General features: G+C 73.9%; 13 protein-coding genes. 10 read left to right on the top strand and 3 right to left on the bottom strand.

All coding sequences use genetic code 11. The features are described from left to right. The first annotated feature begins 84 nt into the window (after positions 1 to 84). From ACGFNI_RS31265 to ACGFNI_RS31235, 7 genes are all read left to right on the top strand, one after another. Positions 85 to 828, top strand: coding sequence for a GntR family transcriptional regulator (locus ACGFNI_RS31265; RefSeq protein ID WP_393688398.1), 744 nt, complete (start codon positions 85 to 87; stop codon positions 826 to 828). Between the two features lie 208 nt (positions 829 to 1,036). After that, the gene (locus tag ACGFNI_RS31260) at positions 1,037 to 1,750 is read left to right on the top strand and encodes a DUF969 domain-containing protein (protein ID WP_393688396.1); all 714 of its coding nucleotides are present in this window, start codon (positions 1,037 to 1,039) and stop codon (positions 1,748 to 1,750) included. Continuing rightward, positions 1,747 to 2,715 carry a DUF979 domain-containing protein gene (locus ACGFNI_RS31255; RefSeq protein WP_393688394.1) on the top strand — a complete coding sequence of 323 codons (969 nt, stop codon included), beginning with the start codon at positions 1,747 to 1,749 and terminating at the stop codon, positions 2,713 to 2,715. Before ACGFNI_RS31260 ends, ACGFNI_RS31255 begins: the two co-directional genes overlap by 4 nt. Before the next feature lie 64 nt (positions 2,716 to 2,779). Then, on the top strand, positions 2,780 to 3,424 hold the full coding sequence (gene pcp, locus ACGFNI_RS31250; RefSeq protein ID WP_393688392.1) for a pyroglutamyl-peptidase I: 645 nt from the start codon (positions 2,780 to 2,782) through the stop codon (positions 3,422 to 3,424). 152 nt (positions 3,425 to 3,576) lie between these two features. Then, positions 3,577 to 5,118, top strand: a complete 1,542-nt coding sequence (locus tag ACGFNI_RS31245) for a hypothetical protein (protein WP_393688390.1) — start codon at positions 3,577 to 3,579, stop codon at positions 5,116 to 5,118. 73 nt (positions 5,119 to 5,191) lie between these two features. After that, complete coding sequence (locus ACGFNI_RS31240; protein ID WP_393688388.1) at positions 5,192 to 6,109, top strand: hypothetical protein; 918 nt, start codon at positions 5,192 to 5,194, stop codon at positions 6,107 to 6,109. 59 nt (positions 6,110 to 6,168) lie between these two features. Then, positions 6,169 to 10,884 carry a hypothetical protein gene (locus ACGFNI_RS31235; RefSeq protein WP_393688387.1) on the top strand — a complete coding sequence of 1,572 codons (4,716 nt, stop codon included), beginning with the start codon at positions 6,169 to 6,171 and terminating at the stop codon, positions 10,882 to 10,884. 80 nt (positions 10,885 to 10,964) lie between these two features. On the opposite strand, the gene ACGFNI_RS31230 is transcribed toward ACGFNI_RS31235, so the two are convergent. Beyond that, positions 10,965 to 12,050 (bottom strand): S-(hydroxymethyl)mycothiol dehydrogenase, encoded by a 1,086-nt coding sequence (locus tag ACGFNI_RS31230; protein WP_393688386.1) that lies wholly within the window; start codon positions 12,048 to 12,050, stop codon positions 10,965 to 10,967. A 238-nt stretch (positions 12,051 to 12,288) separates the two neighbouring features. Continuing rightward, complete coding sequence (locus tag ACGFNI_RS31225; RefSeq protein ID WP_393688384.1) at positions 12,289 to 13,095, bottom strand: IclR family transcriptional regulator; 807 nt, start codon at positions 13,093 to 13,095, stop codon at positions 12,289 to 12,291. Positions 13,096 to 13,257: 162 nt separating this feature from the next. Between ACGFNI_RS31225 and ACGFNI_RS31220 the strand changes: the two genes are divergently transcribed. Then, positions 13,258 to 13,590, top strand: coding sequence for a bifunctional 3-phenylpropionate/cinnamic acid dioxygenase ferredoxin subunit (locus ACGFNI_RS31220; protein ID WP_393688382.1), 333 nt, complete (start codon positions 13,258 to 13,260; stop codon positions 13,588 to 13,590). 10 nt (positions 13,591 to 13,600) lie between these two features. On the opposite strand, the gene ACGFNI_RS31215 is transcribed toward ACGFNI_RS31220, so the two are convergent. Continuing rightward, complete coding sequence (locus ACGFNI_RS31215) at positions 13,601 to 14,083, bottom strand: hypothetical protein (RefSeq protein WP_393688380.1); 483 nt, start codon at positions 14,081 to 14,083, stop codon at positions 13,601 to 13,603. 303 nt (positions 14,084 to 14,386) lie between these two features. Here ACGFNI_RS31215 and ACGFNI_RS31210 point away from each other — a divergent pair, with 303 nt between their 5' ends. Both ACGFNI_RS31210 and ACGFNI_RS31205 read left to right on the top strand, forming a co-directional pair. Further along, entirely contained in the window at positions 14,387 to 17,194 is a 2,808-nt protein-coding gene (locus ACGFNI_RS31210; protein ID WP_393688378.1) for a nitrate- and nitrite sensing domain-containing protein, read from the top strand. Continuing rightward, on the top strand, positions 17,191 to 17,634 hold the full coding sequence (locus ACGFNI_RS31205; protein ID WP_393688376.1) for a roadblock/LC7 domain-containing protein: 444 nt from the start codon (positions 17,191 to 17,193) through the stop codon (positions 17,632 to 17,634). Before ACGFNI_RS31210 ends, ACGFNI_RS31205 begins: the two co-directional genes overlap by 4 nt. Positions 17,635 to 17,639 lie beyond the last annotated feature (5 nt).

The following is a 17,639-nucleotide window of genomic DNA, read 5'->3' as shown; positions in this document are numbered from 1 at the left end:
TTCTGGGATTGACTTCGGCGGGGACACCTCCCGGACGGCGCCCGGTGGCGCGCCGTCCACCACGGACGAGGAGCGGGGAGCGGCATGGCCGGCGGAGTGGCGAAGAGTGACCAGCGGCGGCTGTCCGAGATCGCGGGACTGGAGTCGGACCGGGTCCTGCTGGGGCGTTCCAGCACGGCGGAACGGGTCGCCGACATCCTCCGCGACCGCATCACGGAAGGCTATTTCCCGCCCGGCGCCCGGCTCTCCGAGGAGAGCATCGGCGGCGCGCTCGGGGTCTCGCGCAACACCCTGCGCGAGGCGTTCCGGCTGCTCACCCACGAGCGGCTGCTGGTGCACGAACTCAACCGCGGGGTCTTCGTCCGCATCGTGACGGTCGAGGACCTGGACGACATCTACCGGGTGCGCCTGATCGTCGAATGCGCCGCCGTCCGCGGCCTGGGGGAGGGGCCGTACGACGCCGGGGCGCAGGAGGCGATCGGGCTGATCGAGGCGGCGGTGCGGTCCGGCGAGGCGGCGTCGGAAGGCCGCGCCTGGCAGGATCTGTCCACCGCCAACATCCGCTTCCACCAGGCGATCGTGGCGCTGGCCGGCAGTCCGCGCACCGACGAGCTGATGCGCGGGGTGCTGGCCGAACTGCGCCTGGTCTTCCACGTGATGGACGATCCGCGGCGCTTCCACGCGCCCTACCTCACCCGCAACCGGCAGATCGTCGAGGCGTTGCAGTCCGGGGACGCGGCCGACGCGGAACGGCTGCTGCGGTCCTATCTGGAGGATTCGCGCAGTCAGCTGTCGGGGGCGTACGCCCAGCGGATCGCGGAGCACTAGGGCGCTTCTGACGGATCTCCGCGGCGCCCTGGCACGGGGGCGGCCTGGGGAGCCCGGCGGATCGGTGGGCGATCACCGGGTGGAGAGCGGGAGAAGAGTCATGGGTGGCAACCTCTTGTCGGATCGTTGAACAATCGCCTAACCTCCGCTGCAATCCATTCATCGTCCTCACGGTCCGCGTGGGGTCCTGTACGCGGAAGGCGGACCCATGATCGTGCTCCTCGGCGTGCTCGTGGTCGTGATCGGCTTCGCCACGAAACGCAATCCCCTCCTGGTCGTGGGGGTGGCCGGCATCGCCACCGGCCTCCTCGGCGGGCTGAGTCCCGGCAAGGTGCTCGCCGCCTTCGGCCAGGGCTTCGCCGACAGCCGGGCGGTGACGATCTTCGCCATCACCCTCCCGGTGATCGGCCTCCTGGAGCGCTACGGCCTCCAGGAACAGGCCCGCAACCTGATCGCGCGGTTCGGCAAGCTCACCACCGGGCGGTTCCTCGCCCTCTACCTCGGCATGCGCCAGATCGGCGCGGCACTCGGCCTGACCGACGTCTTCGGACACGCCCAGACCGTCCGCCCGCTGGCCGCCCCCATGGCCGAGGGCGCCGCCGAGCGCAAGCACGGCGCGCTGCCGCAGAAGGCGCGCGAGCGCATCAGGTCGCTCGCGGCCAGCGCGGACAACGTCGGCCGGTTCTTCGGCGAGGACGTCTTCCTCGCCGTCGGCTCGATCCTGCTGATCACCGGCTTCGTCAACACCACGTACGGCACCCACCTCGAACCGCTGCACCTCGCGCTCTGGGCGATCCCCACCGCCGTGTGCGCGTTCGTCTTCCACGGCTGGCGGCTGCTGCGTCTCGACCGCCAACTGGAGCGCGAACTGCGCGCCGCCGACGCCGCGAACGACGCCACCGCAGCGGAGGCCGCCAAGTGATCAAGGCAGAGTGGTTCTACTGGCTGGTCGGCCTCAGCTTCCTGGTGATGGCCGCCCAGATGTTCACCGACCGCAGCAACCCCAAGCGCATCGGCACCGCCGCCTTCTGGGGCCTGATCGGCGCCGGGTTCATCTACAGCAGCTGGGTGGTGAACAAGCAGGCACCCGCCGAGCCGCTGGGTGTCGCGGTGCTCGCCATGGCGGTCCTGGCCGGGTTCGGCTTCACCGGCCGCGGCACCCCGCGCACCAGCACACCCGAGCAACGCACCGCCAGCGCGGCCAAGTTCGGCAGCCGGCTGTTCATCCCCGCGCTCACCATCCCCGTCGTCGCCATGATCTGCGCCGTCGGCGTCAAGGAGCTGTCCATCGGGGGCGAACCGCTGCTCCAGGAGGGCAGCGAGACCATCCTCGGCCTGGGCATCGGCTCGGTCGCGGCGCTCGTCGTCGCCATGGTCATGCTGCGCGAGAAGCGGATAGCGGTGCCCGTGGAGTCCGGCCGTTCGATGCTGGAATCCATGGGCTGGGCGATGCTGCTGCCGCAGATGCTGGCCACGCTGGGCACCATCTTCCAGGTCTCCGGCGTCGGCGACCAGGTAGGCAAGATCACCACCGCGGTCCTGCCCGACGACTCCCTCTACATCGCGATCGTCGTCTACTGCGTCGGCATGTTCCTGTTCACCCTGGTCATGGGCAACGCCTTCGCCGCCTTCCCGGTGATGACGGCGGCCGTCGGCTGGCCCGTCCTCGTCGGTCACTTCCACGGCAACGCGCCGGCCGTCCTGGCCCTGGGCATGCTCGCCGGGTTCTGCGGCACCCTCGTGACCCCGATGGCCGCCAACTTCAACATCGTCCCGGCCGCCCTCCTGGAGCTGAAGGACCAGTACGGGCCCATCAAGGCGCAACTGCCCACCGCTGGTGTGCTGCTCGGCTGCAACATCGTGATCATGGCCCTGTTCGCCTTCTGACCCCGGGGCCCGCCCCGCTCCCGCAGCGGACGGCCCGCCGCCCACCACCGCCGAGGATGACCGTATGACCCGGGTACTGCTGACCGGATTCGAACCGTTCGACGGGGAATCCACCAACCCCTCCTGGCAGGCGGTACGCGCCGCGGCTGCCGAACCGCCCGCCGGACTTGAACTGTTCACCGCCGAACTGCCCTGCGTCTACGGGGAATCGCGCACCGCCCTGCGCGCCGCCGTCGATGAGCACCGGCCCGACCTGGTGCTCTGCGTCGGCCAGGCGGGCGGCAGGCCCGACGTCACCGTCGAACGCGTCGCCATCAACGTCGACGACGCCCGCATCCCCGACGTCGCGGGCGCCGAACCGGTCGACGAACCGATCGTTCCGGGCGGCCCCGCCGCGTACTTCTCCACCCTGCCGGTCAAGGCGTGTGTGGCGGCCGTCCGGGCCGCCGGGCTGCCCGCATCCGTCTCCAACACCGCGGGCACCTTCGTCTGCAACCACGTCTTCTACGCGCTCGCCCACCTCATCGCCACCGAACTCCCCGGCGTACGCGGCGGCTTCGTGCACGTCCCGTACGCACCGGAGCAGGTCGTCGACCGTGCCCAGCCGTCGCTTCCGGTCGCCGCCATCGCCCGTGCGCTGCGGGAGATCGCGGTGGCCGCGGCCGGAAACCGGGAGGATCTGCGCATCGCGGGCGGGGCCACCCATTGACGGGCGCGGTCGTCCGCGTGCGGTGTCCGGGCCCGCCGTCACGGACGGTGGGCGGCACGCCGTAGACTGACGACCGGCGCAAGAGCAGGTCAGGCAGGGCCTGATCCGAGCCGTTTCGTCCGTTGTCAGTGCGAGCGCTTACTCTGTGCGACGTGACTTTTCCAGCCCCGAGGGCCGCTGCGCCCCAGCCAGCCGGGCCGCACCGGCCCGCCCCGGGCCCGGCCGCCGACGAGGGCCTGGCCCGTCGGCTGCGCGCCCTCGCGTGCACCGCGCCGCTGCACGACCTCGACGCGCGCAAGGCCAACCTCGCGGGCGAGTACGGCGGCTACGCCATGGCGGAGGTGGCGCTCGCCGTCATCGACCTCGTCACCCTCCACATGGACTTCGACACCGGAGCCGACCACGACGAGATAGTGGCCAGGGTGCTGCCCCGGATCGCCGCGCAGGCCCCGCACCGCCCCTCGGGCGAGCACGAGCGGGTCGCCCGCTGGGTGCTGGAGAACCTCATCAACGTCGGCAGCGTGGACCGCGGCTTCCGCGCCGTCTACGGCACCTTCAGCACCGAGGGCGAGTACGTCCGCCGCGACTACGACTTCAAGCTCATCGAAGAGGTGCCGGGCGCCGGCGGCAGCGTCTTCCTGCGCGCCACGGACGAGGCCGTCAACGTCCTGGTCGGCGCCCTCGACACCGACGTCACCAGCGCCCAGATCGCCGCCGAGGTCAAGCTGGAGGTGCTGGTCGACCGCGGCCGGCTGGCCGACGCCCAGCTCGCCGCCGAACAGGCCCGCTACCGCACGGTGCAGTACGCCGAGACGCTGCGCAGGACCCTCGACGCCACCCGCCGCAACGTCCGCGCCGTCGACTGGCTCCAGACCGTCCCCGACATGATCGCCGAAGCGCTCGACCACGTCGCCGACCGCTACCGCCACGAAAACGCCATCCTCACCAACATCCGCAAGGCCCGCGACGAAACCGAGGCCGCCGACGACAAGCGGGGCGAGCACAAGCGCCGCGCCGCCGAGCTGGTCGACATCGTCAAGGACTGCATCCGCCGCCACACCCAGCTCCAGTCCCGGCTCCTCGAAGCCGGCCCGCTCTTCCGCGCCGAACAGGACCGGCAGGCGTTCGCCACCCCCACGGCCCGCTCGGGACTCGACCTCTACGGCCAGCTGGTCGCCCCGCTGCTGCCGCTCCCCGCCGAGCAGGCCATCCGCGTCACCGACGCCTTCTTCGCCCGCGGCACGGGCCTGCGCACCCCCGCGGCCGTCCGCGTCGGCGACCTCGTCGACGTGCTGCTCACCCCGCCCCTGGAGCGCGAGCACCTCGGCGCCGAAATGCCCGAACCCGACCTGGTGGCCACACCCGACGACAGCCGCTTCAGCGAGGCACAGCTCGACGCCGCCACGACGCTGCTCGACCTGCCGGCCGACGCCCCGCGCCGCCTGTCCGGCCTGCTCGCCGACGCCCGCAGCAGCGGCGACCCCGAACTCCCCTACCTCGTCGCCCTGTTGGCGGTGCACGCCGCGAGCCCCCCGGTCGGCACGGCCTACCGCCAGGGCGAACAGCAGCTGCTGTTCGCCGTCGACGACGGCACGGAGCTGACCGACCCGGAATTCGGCGGCGCCGACCTCATCGTCGGCACGGCCCTGCTGGACGCGGCGGGCATGGCGGCCGACCGCTCGGAGGTGGCCTGATGCCCGAGCCGCGCGCCCTCCCGCCGAGGCAGGAGAAGTGTCCCGAGACCGTCCCCCGCAAGGAGCTTGTGCCGTGACCCAGTACGACGCCGACGAGGTGCCGCAGCAGGACCTGGGGGCCGCGGCGGGCCGGAACGTACCGTCCGCCGGCACCGAAGCGCCCGCGCCCGTCACCCCGGCCGACGCCGCGGACGCCGCGCGGCTGGTCGCCTTCGGCCTCCAGCCCAAGCTGGTGCCTGCCCGGGACGCCGGATACGCCGAACTGCTGCGCCGCCACCGCGACGAGCCCGCCTTCGCGCGGCTCGCCGACGCCGTCGCGGCCGGCCTCGGACTGATCGTCCTGGAGGTCTCCACCCGCGCCGGCATGGCCGTCGCCGCCGCCGATGACTCCGTCTTCGCCGTCCGCATGGGCGACTACGCCCGCCGCGCCTCGTCCGACTCCGCCGACCGCTTCCTGCACGGCCTGGCCCACCTGGCCGTCGCCGCGCTCGCCTTCCCGCGCCCCGAAGACCTCGCCGACGACGGCTACATCGGCCGGATCACCGTCAACGGCGTCGACGCCTTCGTCCGCCAGGCATGCCGCCGCCTGGAGGAACGCGCCGCACAGGACGGCGAGAACAGCGACCCGGCGAGCGACGCACCCGGACTCGAAGCCGCCTGGCGGATCTACGCGCGGCGCAGCGCCACCGGCGCCACCAAGGACGCCCGCAGGCTGGCGGGTTCCACCACCGGCATCATCGCCAAGGCCGTCGCCTTCCTCGTCGAATCCGGCTTCCTCCAGCGCACCGGCGACGACGCGGGCGGCGCCTACCGCACCACCGCCCGCTACCAGCTCCAGGTCCGCGACATGGCGGGCGGCGCCGCCATGACCGAACTCCTGGAACTCGGCGTCGTCCCCGTGGCCGACGGCAGCGCCGCACTGCTGCCGGGCGAGGACACCGACGCCCTCGACCTGGTGGCCGACGCGGGACTGCCCTTCCACGCGCCCTGACGGACGCCCCGCCACCACCCGCCCGATTTCCCGCCCGCTCACGACAACGAGAGTCCGCCATGTACGAGCTGTCCAGGGTCCGCCTCTACTCCATCGGACCCGCCGGCGCGCGCTACGCCGACACCGTGCTCGACCTGCGCGGCGTCGGCGCGCCCGTACCGCAACCTGCCCCGGCGCAGGCGGACTTCTTCGAGGACGAACCGGTCGGCCCGCCGCGCCGCCCGGCCCCGGCCGGCGTCCTCTTCCTGGAGAACGGCGGCGGCAAGTCCGTCCTGCTGAAGCTGATCTTCTCGGTCATGCTGCCGGGCCACCGCAACACACTCGGCGGCGCCAGCTCCGGCGTGCTGCGCAAGTTCCTGCTCGCCGACGACTGCGGACACGTCGCCCTGGAATGGCAGCACACCCTCACCGGCGAGAGCGTCGTGGTCGGCAAGGCCAGCGAGTGGCGCGGCCGGCAGGTCTCCAACGACCCGCGCAAGTTCGCCGAAGCCTGGTACAGCTTCCGGCCGGGGCCAGGCATGAGCCTGGACTCGCTGCCCGTCGCCGAGGCCACCGTCGTCCGGCCCCGCCAGGCGAACGGCGAGGGCGCGTCCGGTGCCCAGGGCCGCCGCCGCACGATGAAGGGCTTCCGCGACGTCCTCACCGAAGCAGGCAAGAACTACCCCAACCTCGACGTCGTCTGGGAAGAGGTGCACGAACGCTGGAACGAACACCTCGGCGACCTCGGCCTCGACCCCGAACTCTTCCGCTACCAGCGGGAGATGAACGCCGACGAGGGCGAGGCCGCGGGCCTCTTCGCGGTCAAGAACGACTCCGACTTCACCGACCTGCTGCTGCGCGCCGTCACCGACACCCGGGACACCGACGGCCTCGCCGACCTCGTCCACGGCTTCGCGCACAAGCTCGGCAGGCGCGCCGAGCTGACCGCCGAGCGGGAGTTCACCGCGGGCTCCCTCGACCTGCTCTCCAAGATCGCGGAAGCCGCCGAACTGCGTGAGCACACCCGCCAGGTGCACGCCGGGGCCGAGCGGCGCACCCGCACCCTCGCCCAGCGGCTGCACGCCCGCGGCACCGAGGAGCGCGGCCGTGCCGCCGAACTCGCCGAGCAGGTCGCCACCGCCGCCCACCGCGTCACCGAAGCCGAACGCACCCGCGAGCGCCGCTCCCTGGTCTCCGCCGAACTCGCCTACCGTCACGCCTCGCTGGCGCTCGCCGCAGCCGAGAAGGGCGCGACCGCCCAGCGCCGCGAACTGAACGACGCCCGCACCCTCCACAGCGCCTGGCAGGCCGCCGAGACCGCGCTGCGCCACCGCGCAGCCGCCGACCGCTCCGCCCGCGTCGCCGCCGCCATCCGCGAGGCCGAGCGGGACGCCGCGCCGGCCCTGGCCGCCCGCGCCACCGCCGCCGCCGACCTCGTCCGCGCGCTGCACACCGCGGCCGAGGCCGGCGAACAGCTCGCCAACGAAGAGGAGGAGCGCTCCGCGGCCCTCCAGGAGGCGGGCGAGGCCGCGCACCGCGACGCCACCGCCGCCGCCACCCACGCCCAGCGCGCCCGCAGTGAGGCCGACCACCTCAAGCAGCGGCTGGCCGAGGTCGCCCAGGAGACCGCCGAGGCAGTCGAGGCCGGCTGGCTGGACGACAGCGCGCCGGACGCCGACCCGGCCCGTGCCGCGCTCGCCGCGTCCGACGCCGAGAAGAGCGCGGTCGCCGCCTGGGACACCGCCCGCGAGAGTGCGGGGCAGGCCACCGACCTGGCCCGCGAGGCCGCCGCACGGCACGCCGCTGCCGAACTCGCCGCCGCCCGCGCCGAGGACGCTGCCCAGGCCGCGGGCCGCGCCCACGACGCCGAGCGGGCCGCCGCCGCGTCGATCGGCGCCGAACCACGGCTCGCCGACCTCCTCGGCCTGCCGCAGGCCCACGCGGGCGTACCGGGCCCGCGCACCCCGGCGGCCGACGACGGCGGCCCGGCCCGCACCGCGCACGCGCCCGCCGTGGAGGCCGGATCAGGGCCGCTGACCCCCGAGGAACTGGACCGCAACGCCGACGCGCTGCACGAACTCCTGGAGGGCGGCGTCGGCGCCGCCGAGCGGCAGCTGTTCGACCTGCGCACCGCGGCGGCCGACGACTCCCGGATCCTGGGCGCGCTCGGCGACGGCGGCCTGCTGCCCCCGGGGCCCGACGTCCTGGCCGCCGTCGAATACCTCGGCGAGCACGGCGTCCCCGCGCTGCCGGGCTGGCGCTACCTCGCCCAGTCCGTCGACCCCGCCGACCACAGCAGAGTGCTCGCCGCCCGCCCCGAGCTGGTCGACGGCGTCATCATCACCGACCCCGCCACCCACGCACGGGCCCGCGAGATCCTCGCCCAGGCCGCGCTGCTGCCCCGCTCCGCCGTCGCCGTCGGCACCTCGGCGGCGCTGCTCGCCCCCACCCCCGCGCCGGACGGCCAGGACACCGGCGTCTTCCTGGTCCCGCCGAACCCGGCGATGCACGACGAATCAGCCGCCGACGAGGAACGCCAGGCCCTGCGCGCCCGCGCCGTCGAGCGGGACGAGGAGATCCGCGCGCTCGCCGCGCGGCTGGCCGGGGACCGCGCGCTGGCCGCCAGGCTCGGCTCCTGGCGCAGCGGCTGCCCGGCCGGGCACCTCGCGGAACTGGCCGCCGCCGCCGAACAGACCCGCACGGCGGCCGACGAGGCCGCCGCCGAACTGGCCGAGGCCCGCGCCGCGCGCACCGAGGCCGACGAAGCCGCCGCCGAGGCACTCCGGGTCCGCGACGCACGCCAGGAGACCGCGCAGCGCGCCCGCCGCGCCGCCGACATCCTGGCAGGACTCGCCCACCGGCTGCGCGAACGCGCCGGATGGCAGTCCAGGCTCCGCGAACTCGCCGACGAAGCAGCCGAGTTCGAGGGCCGCGCCGAGGAGTGCGTGGACCGCGCCCGCGCCGCCGACGAGGACCGCAGGGCCGCCCAGCGCGCCGCCGACGACGCCCGCCGCACCGCCCGCGCACTGCGCTCCGAGCGCTCCGAGATCGCCGGTGTGCCGGACGACATCGGGGAGGCGCCCGAGGGCGCGAGCGCGTCACTCCCGGCGCTGCGCGAGGCGTACCGCGCCGCGTCCCAGCTCTACGAAAAGGTGGGGGTCGGCGCCGACCTGCGCGCCGAACAGGCCCGCGCCGAGGGCGACGAGAGCGCCGCACTCGCCGAGCTGAACCGCCTCACCAACAAGGTCCGCACCCGCGCCGAGACGCTCCTGGAGAGCCCGGACGCGGCCGACGGGCCGTCCCGGCAGGCCGCCGCGGCCCGCGCCGAGTCCCTCGTCCAGATGCTGGAGACCCGGGCATCCGCCGCCAGCGAGCAACTGGGCCGGCTGCGCGGCGAGGCCGAACGGCTGGCGCCCGCCGACGGCGAGGCGCACACCGAACTCCCCGACGACATGGTCCCCGCCGACGCGGAGCGCGCCAAGGAGCTGCTGCGCACGGCGGGCGGCGAACTGGCCACCGCCACCGAGGCGTTGGAGACCGCCCGAGCCCGGCACGACGAACTGCTGCACGGCCACCGCGCCGCCGAGGACGCGGCCGGCGGCTTCGAGGAGACCGCGGCGCTGCTGCGCGACCTGCTGCGTGATCAGCACGCCGCGGACGACCCGGCGGCCGAGCGACCCGAGCCGTACGCCGGACGGCTGGAGGAGGGCCGCAGCGCCGCCGCCGAGTCCCGCCGCTCGCTGCGCGGCTGCGCCGCCGACCTCTCGTCCGCCGACGCCGCGGTCCGCGAGGCGAGCGACATCCTCGTACGGCACGCCAACTCCACCCGCTACGAGCAGGTCCGCACCCCCGCGCGCCAGCAGATCCGCGAGCTGCCCGCCGCCGCGCTGCCCGACCACGCGGCCAAGTGGGCGGAGGCGTTCGCGCCCCGGCTGCGGGTGCTCACCGACGAACTGGAGCAGCTGGAGCGCAACCGCGACAGCATCGTCGACCGGCTGCGGGGCCTGGTGGAGTCCTCGCTGACGACGCTGCGCTCAGCCCAGCGGCTCTCCCGGCTGCCCGACGGCCTCGGCGAGTGGTCGGGCCAGGAGTTCCTGCGGATCCGCTTCGACGACCCGGACCAGGCCACCCTCACCGAGCGGCTCGGCCAGGTCATCGACGAGGCGACCCGCGCGGCCGTGAAGAAGAACAGCGACCTGCGCAGGGACGGCATGTCCCTGCTGCTGCGCGGGGTCAGCGCGGCGCTCCAGCCGCGCGGCGTGGCCGTGGAGATCCTCAAGCCGGACGCGGTGCTGCGCGCCGAGCGGGTGCCGGTCGGGCAGATGGGCGACGTCTTCTCCGGCGGCCAGCTGCTGACCGCGGCCATCGCCCTGTACTGCACGATGGCCGCGCTGCGCAGCAACGACCGGGGGCGGGACAAGCAGCCGCACGCCGGCACCCTGTTCCTCGACAACCCCATCGGCCGCGCCAACGCCACGTATCTGCTGGAGCTCCAGCGGGCCGTAGCCGATGCGCTCGGCGTCCAGCTGCTCTACACCACCGGCCTCTTCGACACCACCGCGCTCGCCGAGTTCCCGCTGGTCATCCGGCTGCGCAACGACGCCGACCTGCGGGCGGGCCTGAAGTACATCAGCGTCGAGGAGCACCTGCGTCCTGGCCTGCCGCAGCAGGACGCGGCCGGGGAAGCGGTGCACGGCCAGATCACCGCGACCCGGATGTACCGCCGCCCCGAAGAGCCGCAGCAGCTGCCGGATCCGGCGGCCCCTGCGGCGGGCCCGGGGGACGCCGGCCGGTGACCGGACCGGGCCGGGACGCCGCCGTCGTGCGCGTCGTGCGCGTCTCCCGGCCCGTGGGTCTCAAGGGACGACGGTGGGTCTCACAGGACGACGACCGAGCGGAGCACATCGCCGCGGCGCATCTTGGCGAAGGCCGATTCGAGGTCCGCGAGGCCGATGGTCTCCGAGACGAACCGCTCCAGGTCGAGCTTGCCGCTGAGGTGCAGGTCGATCAGGACGGGGAAGTCGCGGCTGGGCAGACAGTCGCCGTACCAGGAGGACTTGAGGGCGCCGCCGCGCCCGAAGAGGTCGATCAGCGGGAGTTCGATCCGCATGTCCGGGTCGGGGACGCCCACTTGGACCAGAGTGCCGGCCAGGTCGCGCATGTAGAACGCCTGCCGGTAGGTCTCCGGCCGTCCCACCGCGTCGATCACCACGTCGGCGCCGTGCCCCGAGGTGAGCGCGCGGACCGCCTCGACGGGGTCGGTGCCACGGGAGTTGACGGTGTCGGTGGCGCCGAAGCGCTCGGCGGCGTCCAGCTTCCCGCCGTCGATGTCGACCGCGATCACCCGGCGGGCGCCGGCCCGTGAGGCGCCGGCGATGGCGGCGTTGCCGACCCCGCCGCAGCCGATCACGGCGACGGTGTCCCCGCTGCCGACGGCCCCGGTGTGCACGGCCGCGCCGTAGCCCGCCATCACCCCGCAGCCGATCAGGCCCGCGGCTTCGGGGCGCGCCGCCGGGTCGACCTTCACCGCCTGCCCCGCGGCCACCAGGGTCTTCTCGGTGAACGCCCCGATGCCCAGGGCGCAGGTGAGTTCGGTGCCGTCCAGCAGGGTCATCGGCTGGGCGGCGTTGCGGGAGTCGAAGCAGTACCACGGCCGGCCGCGGCGGCAGGAGCGGCACTGGCCGCAGGGCGCCCGCCAGGCGAGCACCACGTAGTCGCCGGGGGAGAGGTCGGCGACACCGGGCCCGACGGCCTCGACGGTGCCGGCCGCCTCATGGCCGAGCAGGTAGGGGAAGTCGTCGCCGATCGCGCCGTCGCGGTAGTGCAGGTCGGTGTGGCACACCCCGCACGCCTGGACGGCCACGAGCACTTCGCCGGGACCGGGGTCGGGCACGAGGATCGGCAGCACCTCGACGGGCGCGCCTTTTTTGACGGCGATGACGGCGCGGGCTTCGTGCGGCATGTCTCACTCCTAAACAGCGCCTGCGTCAGAGCAGGGCGGATGCGCGCGTGGAGTCGGCACGGATGCCTGTGAGGGGTTGGAGTGGTGCGCTGCAAAAGAGAACGGGACGGCGGCGGGCGGCGCTCCGCCCACCCCTTGTGTTGCCCATGACGCGTTGCGTTGCGCCATGGGAGACATGCTGGAAGTCTGTCACCGATCCGTCAAGAGGTGACTTTTCCCGGCGTGGGCCGACACGCCGTCAACCCGCGTAGCCCATCCGCCGGGAGAGGTCGGCCGCCGCCTTGGCGGATCGTTCCGCCAGCTCCGGCAGCAGTGGCCGCTCCATCCGGTAGGCGGGCCCCGAGACGCCGATGGCGCCGATCACCGCGCCGTCGTGCGCGCGCACCGGCGCCGCCACCGCGTTGAGGCCGATCTCCAACTCCTCGGTGGAGCAGGCGAATCCGTCGTCGAGCGCGCCGGCCAGCTGCTCGCGCAGGCCGCCCGGCGTGGTGAGCGTGTGCTCGGTGAACCGCGGCAGCTTGCGCCCCACCAGGCTCTCCCTGCGCTCCCGCGGCAGATGCGCGAGCAGCACCTTGCCGCTCGCGGTGGCGTGCAACGGGGTACGCCTGCCGAGCCAGTTGTAGGCGGTGACCGCCGCCGCGCCCCTGGCCTGCATGATGTTCACCGCCGCATCGCCGTCCAGGACCGCGATGTTGGCCGTCTCCCCGGTGTCGTCGGCGAGCGCCCGGCACACCGGCTGGCCCTCCTGCGAGATGTCGAGCCGGATGGCCGCGGCGCCCGCCAGGCGCAGTACGCCGGCGCCCAGGAAGTACTTCCCGCGCTCCTTCTCCTGCTCCACCAGGCCGCGGTTCTCCAGGACCCCCAGGATCCGGAAGGCCGTCGACTTGTGGACGCCCAACTCCTCGGACAGCTCGGTCACTCCGGCCTCGCCGAGGCGGGCGAGGATCTCCAGCACGCTCACCGCGCGGTCCACGGACTGGACGGATCCCGCCCCTCCGCGCCGCTCGTCGGACCGGTCGTCTGCGGTATCGCTCGTGTTCGACATGGGTCTTCGTGTCACCACCCGGTGGCCCCTGAGGGGCACGTCTGAGGGCATCTGCCGGGAGGCTCTTGACGGCCCGCTCCCCGGCTTGGATTCTGTTGCGCATCGCGCTCTGCGATGCGTTATTCAAAACGCCATGATACCGATCAGCGCGAGGGGGACCAGATGATTCCCGTCTGCCGTATCGAAGATCTGCCCATGGGCGAGTCCTTGCGGATCACCGTTGACGAGCACACACCCGTGATTGCCGTCTTCCACGCGGAGGACGGTGAGTTCTACGCGACGGACGACCTGTGCAGCCACCAGGACGCCTCGCTCTCCGAAGGGTTCGTGGCGGGCTGCCACGTCGAATGCCCGCTGCACGCGGCCCTGTTCGACCTGCGCACCGGGGCACCGGCCTGCCTGCCGGCCCGCCGCCCGGTGCGCACGCACGGCGTCACCGTCCTGGACGGCATGGTGCACCTGCGGCCCGCCGTGCGCGAAGAGGCGGTGGCCTGAGCGCGGGCGGTCACACGGGCGCGCGGTCGACCCGGGGCGGTCCTTCCCGCTTCTTGCTGCGGGCCTGCCTGCGGGCCTCCCGACGGGCCTGCCTGCGCTCACGGCGCAACTGCCGGGCGGTACTGCTCGGCTGCGACTGCACGCCGTGGCGCTGCACCCACACCTGCCGGGTCACCCAGACGTCCAGCACCGCCCAGGTCGCGACCACGGTGCTGGCGACCGTGCTGATCACCGAGGGAAAGGCCAGCCAGGACCCGGCCAGCGTGCTCAGGAACGCCACCATCGCCTGGATCAGGGTGACCGCCACGATGAGCACCGCGCGCACCGCGGCGGTACGCACCGGGTCGGCCATCCGGCGGCGGGCGGCCGGTTCCTCCTGCCACAGCGGGCGATTGCCGGATTCCGTCAACGCGTCACACTCCCCGTACCGTCGCGCCTGTCCCGACCCCGGCCCTGCACCCGGCTCGCGCGCGGCGCACGCCAAGGGCCGCACCGCGTTCCGCGTGCCGCCCCCCGGGGTCCGCCGCCATCGTCGCCCAAGGGGGCGCCGCCGTGTTACCCGGGGTGGAGGAATTCCGGCCAGACGCCCGGCTGTCGGCCGGATAGTGGCGGGAGTGCGGTGGCCCGATGCGCGGGTGGCTTGTCCGGGAATCGCCGGACAAGCCGTGACGATCCCGCCGGGTGCCAGGAGCCGACGTCTGGCCAGGTCTTCGGGTTGGCCGTCCGGCAGTAGTAGGCTCACGCCGTTTGTTGACGGAACACCACCCCCGTGGGCCGGGGTTGACTAGGGGAGGCCATGCGCTTTCGCGGGAAGTCGATCCGTCGGAAGATCGTGGCGTTGCTGCTCGTGCCGCTGGTGTCCCTGACGGTCATGTGGGCCTTCGCGACGTACGTCACCGGTCGCGATGCCAACCAGCTGCTCGAAGTCGGCCACGTCAACCATGCGCTGGGCGGTCCGGCCGATGAGGTCGTGCAGGACCTCCAGCGCGAACGCAGACAGAGCCTGATGTACCTCGCCGACCGGCGCGACGCGGACGCACTCCCGCAACTGCGGCAGCAGACCCGCGCCACCGACGAGTCCGTGGCCCGGCTGCGCGCCGGAGCCGAAGACCCCGACGTGCGCGACGACCTCGGCGGCGCCGCGCGCCGCGCGATGCGCACCGCCGTCCAGGCGCTGTCCCAACTCCCCGCCCTGCGCGGCCAGGTCGAGAACAACACCGTCTCCCGCGACGAGGCGTTCGCCGCCTACAACGGCATGGTCGACCCGCACTACGACTTCATCGTCGCACTGCACGCGCTGGAGAACGTCGAACTGGACAAGCAGGGCCGCGCCCTGGTCACCGTCACCCGCGCCCGCGAGTCGCTCTCCCGCGAGGACGCGCTGATGTCGGCGGCGCTGGCCTCCGGCAGCATGAGCAAGAGCGACCTGCGCACGGTCTCCGACGAGGTCGCCGCCCGCCGGGTCCTGTACCGCACCAGCCTGCCCCTCCTGCCACCCCGCGACCGCGGCCTCTTCCAGGACTACTGGCGCTCGCCCGCGACCGGCGAACTCGAAGGGTACGAGAACACCGCGATCGGCGCGGGCGCAGCCGCCGCCCCGAAGGCACTCAACGCCGAACGCTGGGACACCGAGGCCACCAGGGTGCTCGACGACCTCCAGCGGATGGGCAAGGAATCGGCCGAACGCTTCCGGAGCCGGGTCAGGCCGGTCGCACTCGCCGTCGTGGCCAAGGCGGTGATCGCCGGCGTGCTCGGCTTCGTCGCCCTGCTCGTCTCGCTCGTCGTCTCCTTCCGCATCGGCCGCCGGCACGTCAAGGACCTCACCCGGCTGCGCAAGGCCGCGCACGAGGTCTCCGGCGTCCGGCTGCCCAGCGTCATGCGGCGGCTCGCGGCCGGCGAACAGGTCGACGTGGAGACCGAGGCGCCCCGGCTGGAATTCGGCCAGGACGAAACGGGACAGGTCGGCCAGGCGCTCAACACCCTCCAGCGGGCCGCGATCGAGGCCGCGGTCAAGCAGGCCGACATGCGCCGCGGCGTCTCCGAGGTGTTCGTCAACCTCGCCCGCCGCAGCCAGGTGCTGCTGCACCGCCAGCTCACCCTCCTGGACGCCATGGAGCGGCGCACCGAGGACACCGACGAACTCGCCGACCTCTTCCGGCTCGACCACCTCACGACCCGCATGCGCCGCCACGCGGAGGGCCTGGTGATCCTCTCCGGGGCGGCACCCTCCCGGCAGTGGCGCAAGCCCGTCCAGCTGATGGACGTGGTGCGGGCGGCCGTCGCCGAGGTGGAGGACTACGAGCGGATCGAGGTGCGCAGGCTGCCCCGGCTCGCGGTCGACGGGCCCGCGGTCTCCGACCTCACCCACCTGATCGCCGAACTCCTGGAGAACGCCACGGTGTTCTCCCCGCCGCACACCGCCGTCCAGGTCGTCGGCGAACGCGTCGCCAACGGCTTCACGCTCGAAATCCACGACCGCGGCCTCGGCATGGCCCCCGACCTGCTGCTCGACGCCAACCTCAGGCTCGCCGAGACCCCCGAGTTCGAACTGTCCGACACCGACCGCCTCGGCCTGTTCGTGGTCAGCAGGCTCGCCCAGCGGCAGGCCGTACGGGTGTCACTCCAGCCCTCGCCGTACGGCGGCACCACCGCCGTGGTCTTCATCCCCGGCACCATCCTCACCGAATCGGGCCCGGGTGGCCGCGGGGACCGCGAGACGGCCCGCGTGGAGTCGGCGGAAGGACCCGACCTGCCCGCGCTGGAGCCGGTCACGGGAAAGCTGGGCGCCCCGGCGCAGGTGCTGGGGCGGCGCGCGAGCCGCGTCCCCGCACTCGACGGGCCGGTCGAACTGGAGCCGCCGCTCGGCGCTGACGAGCTGGACCGGCTCGACGACGAGGACGCCCTCTTCCGCGGCAGGTCCAGGGGCCGCGGCCGGCGCGGCGCGGCGGCGCCCACCGGACCCACCCCGTCGCCAGGCATCGCACCTGTGCCCCGTCTCGCCGCCGCCGAACAGCACCAGCAGGCCGGCGACCGGACACCGGGCAGCGGCCCCGCCCCGCTGCCGCGCCGCCGCCCCCGCCCGCCGGTGCTGGTCTCCGACCACGGCCGTACGGTCGAGGACGGTGAGACCCGCGCCAGGAGCGGCGGCCCCGCGCGCCCGGAGCCCGAGCCCGCCGACCACGCTCCGCGCGCGGCCGACGAGGGCGGCGGCCGGACGCCGGACGGCCCCGCACAGGACCCGCAGGCGGGCGGCCCGCCCCGGCAGCGGCCCCCGGCCACCACACCGGGCGGGCTGCCCCGCCGGGTCCGGCAGGCCAGCCTCGCCCCGCAGCTCAAGGCCGACCCCGCGCAGCAGGCCGAAGAGGAGCGGCGGGCGGCGCAGGCGGACGACGACCGGGACGCCGAGGCGGTGCGCGCCAGAATGGCCTCGCTCCAGCGCGGCTGGCAGCGCGGTCGCCGCGACAACGAAGAGTCCGCAGCCGGTGACGGCAGCGCGGACGACCACGCCACCCAGGACGGCAGCGCGGACGGCAGTGCCGCACGCGAAGGCGACGGCGGGGGCACCACAGCACCAGGAACCACACCGGGAGGGGACGGCCCATGACCGCACCGAAGGCAGCAGCCGCCAGCGCATCGGCCTCGCAGGGATCGGGGGAGCTGAACTGGCTCCTCGACGAGCTGGTCGAGCGGGTCGGCAGCATCCGCAAGGCACTCATCCTCTCCAGCGACGGACTGGCCACCGGCGCGTCCAAGGACCTCACCCGCGAGGACGGCGAGCACCTGGCCGCCGTGGCCTCCGGATTCCACAGCCTGGCCAAGGGCGTCGGCCGGCACTTCGACGCGGGCCGGGTCCGCCAGACCCTCGTCGAGCTGGACGACGCGTTCCTGTTCGTCAGCGCGGCGGGCGACGGCAGCTGCCTGGCCGTCCTGGCCGAGGCGGAGTCCGACGTCGGCCTGATCGCCTATGAGATGACGCTGCTGGTCAAGCGCGTGGGTACGCACCTGGGCACCGCGCCCCGGAGCGAGCTGCCCACCAGCGGGTGACGACG

Origin of the sequence: Streptomyces sp. NPDC048644, from assembly GCF_043199105.1 — a bacterium.
GTDB lineage: Bacteria > Actinomycetota > Actinomycetes > Streptomycetales > Streptomycetaceae > Streptomyces.
Note: the sequence above shows the minus strand (reverse complement) of the source record. Positions and strands in the feature narration are given on the sequence as shown.

Excerpts from the sequence above, each read along its gene's own strand:
- ACGFNI_RS31265 (WP_393688398.1), top strand. The coding sequence starts at position 85 with ATGGCCGGCGGAGTGGCGAAGAGTGACCAGCGGCGGCTGTCCGAGATC.
- ACGFNI_RS31260 (WP_393688396.1), top strand. The coding sequence starts at position 1,037 with ATGATCGTGCTCCTCGGCGTGCTCGTGGTCGTGATCGGCTTCGCCACG.
- pcp (WP_393688392.1), top strand. The coding sequence starts at position 2,780 with ATGACCCGGGTACTGCTGACCGGATTCGAACCGTTCGACGGGGAATCC.
- ACGFNI_RS31235 (WP_393688387.1), top strand. The coding sequence starts at position 6,169 with ATGTACGAGCTGTCCAGGGTCCGCCTCTACTCCATCGGACCCGCCGGC.
- ACGFNI_RS31230 (WP_393688386.1), bottom strand. The coding sequence starts at position 12,050 with ATGCCGCACGAAGCCCGCGCCGTCATCGCCGTCAAAAAAGGCGCGCCC.
- ACGFNI_RS31225 (WP_393688384.1), bottom strand. The coding sequence starts at position 13,095 with ATGTCGAACACGAGCGATACCGCAGACGACCGGTCCGACGAGCGGCGC.
- ACGFNI_RS31220 (WP_393688382.1), top strand. The coding sequence starts at position 13,258 with ATGATTCCCGTCTGCCGTATCGAAGATCTGCCCATGGGCGAGTCCTTG.
- ACGFNI_RS31210 (WP_393688378.1), top strand. The coding sequence starts at position 14,387 with ATGCGCTTTCGCGGGAAGTCGATCCGTCGGAAGATCGTGGCGTTGCTG.
- ACGFNI_RS31205 (WP_393688376.1), top strand. The coding sequence starts at position 17,191 with ATGACCGCACCGAAGGCAGCAGCCGCCAGCGCATCGGCCTCGCAGGGA.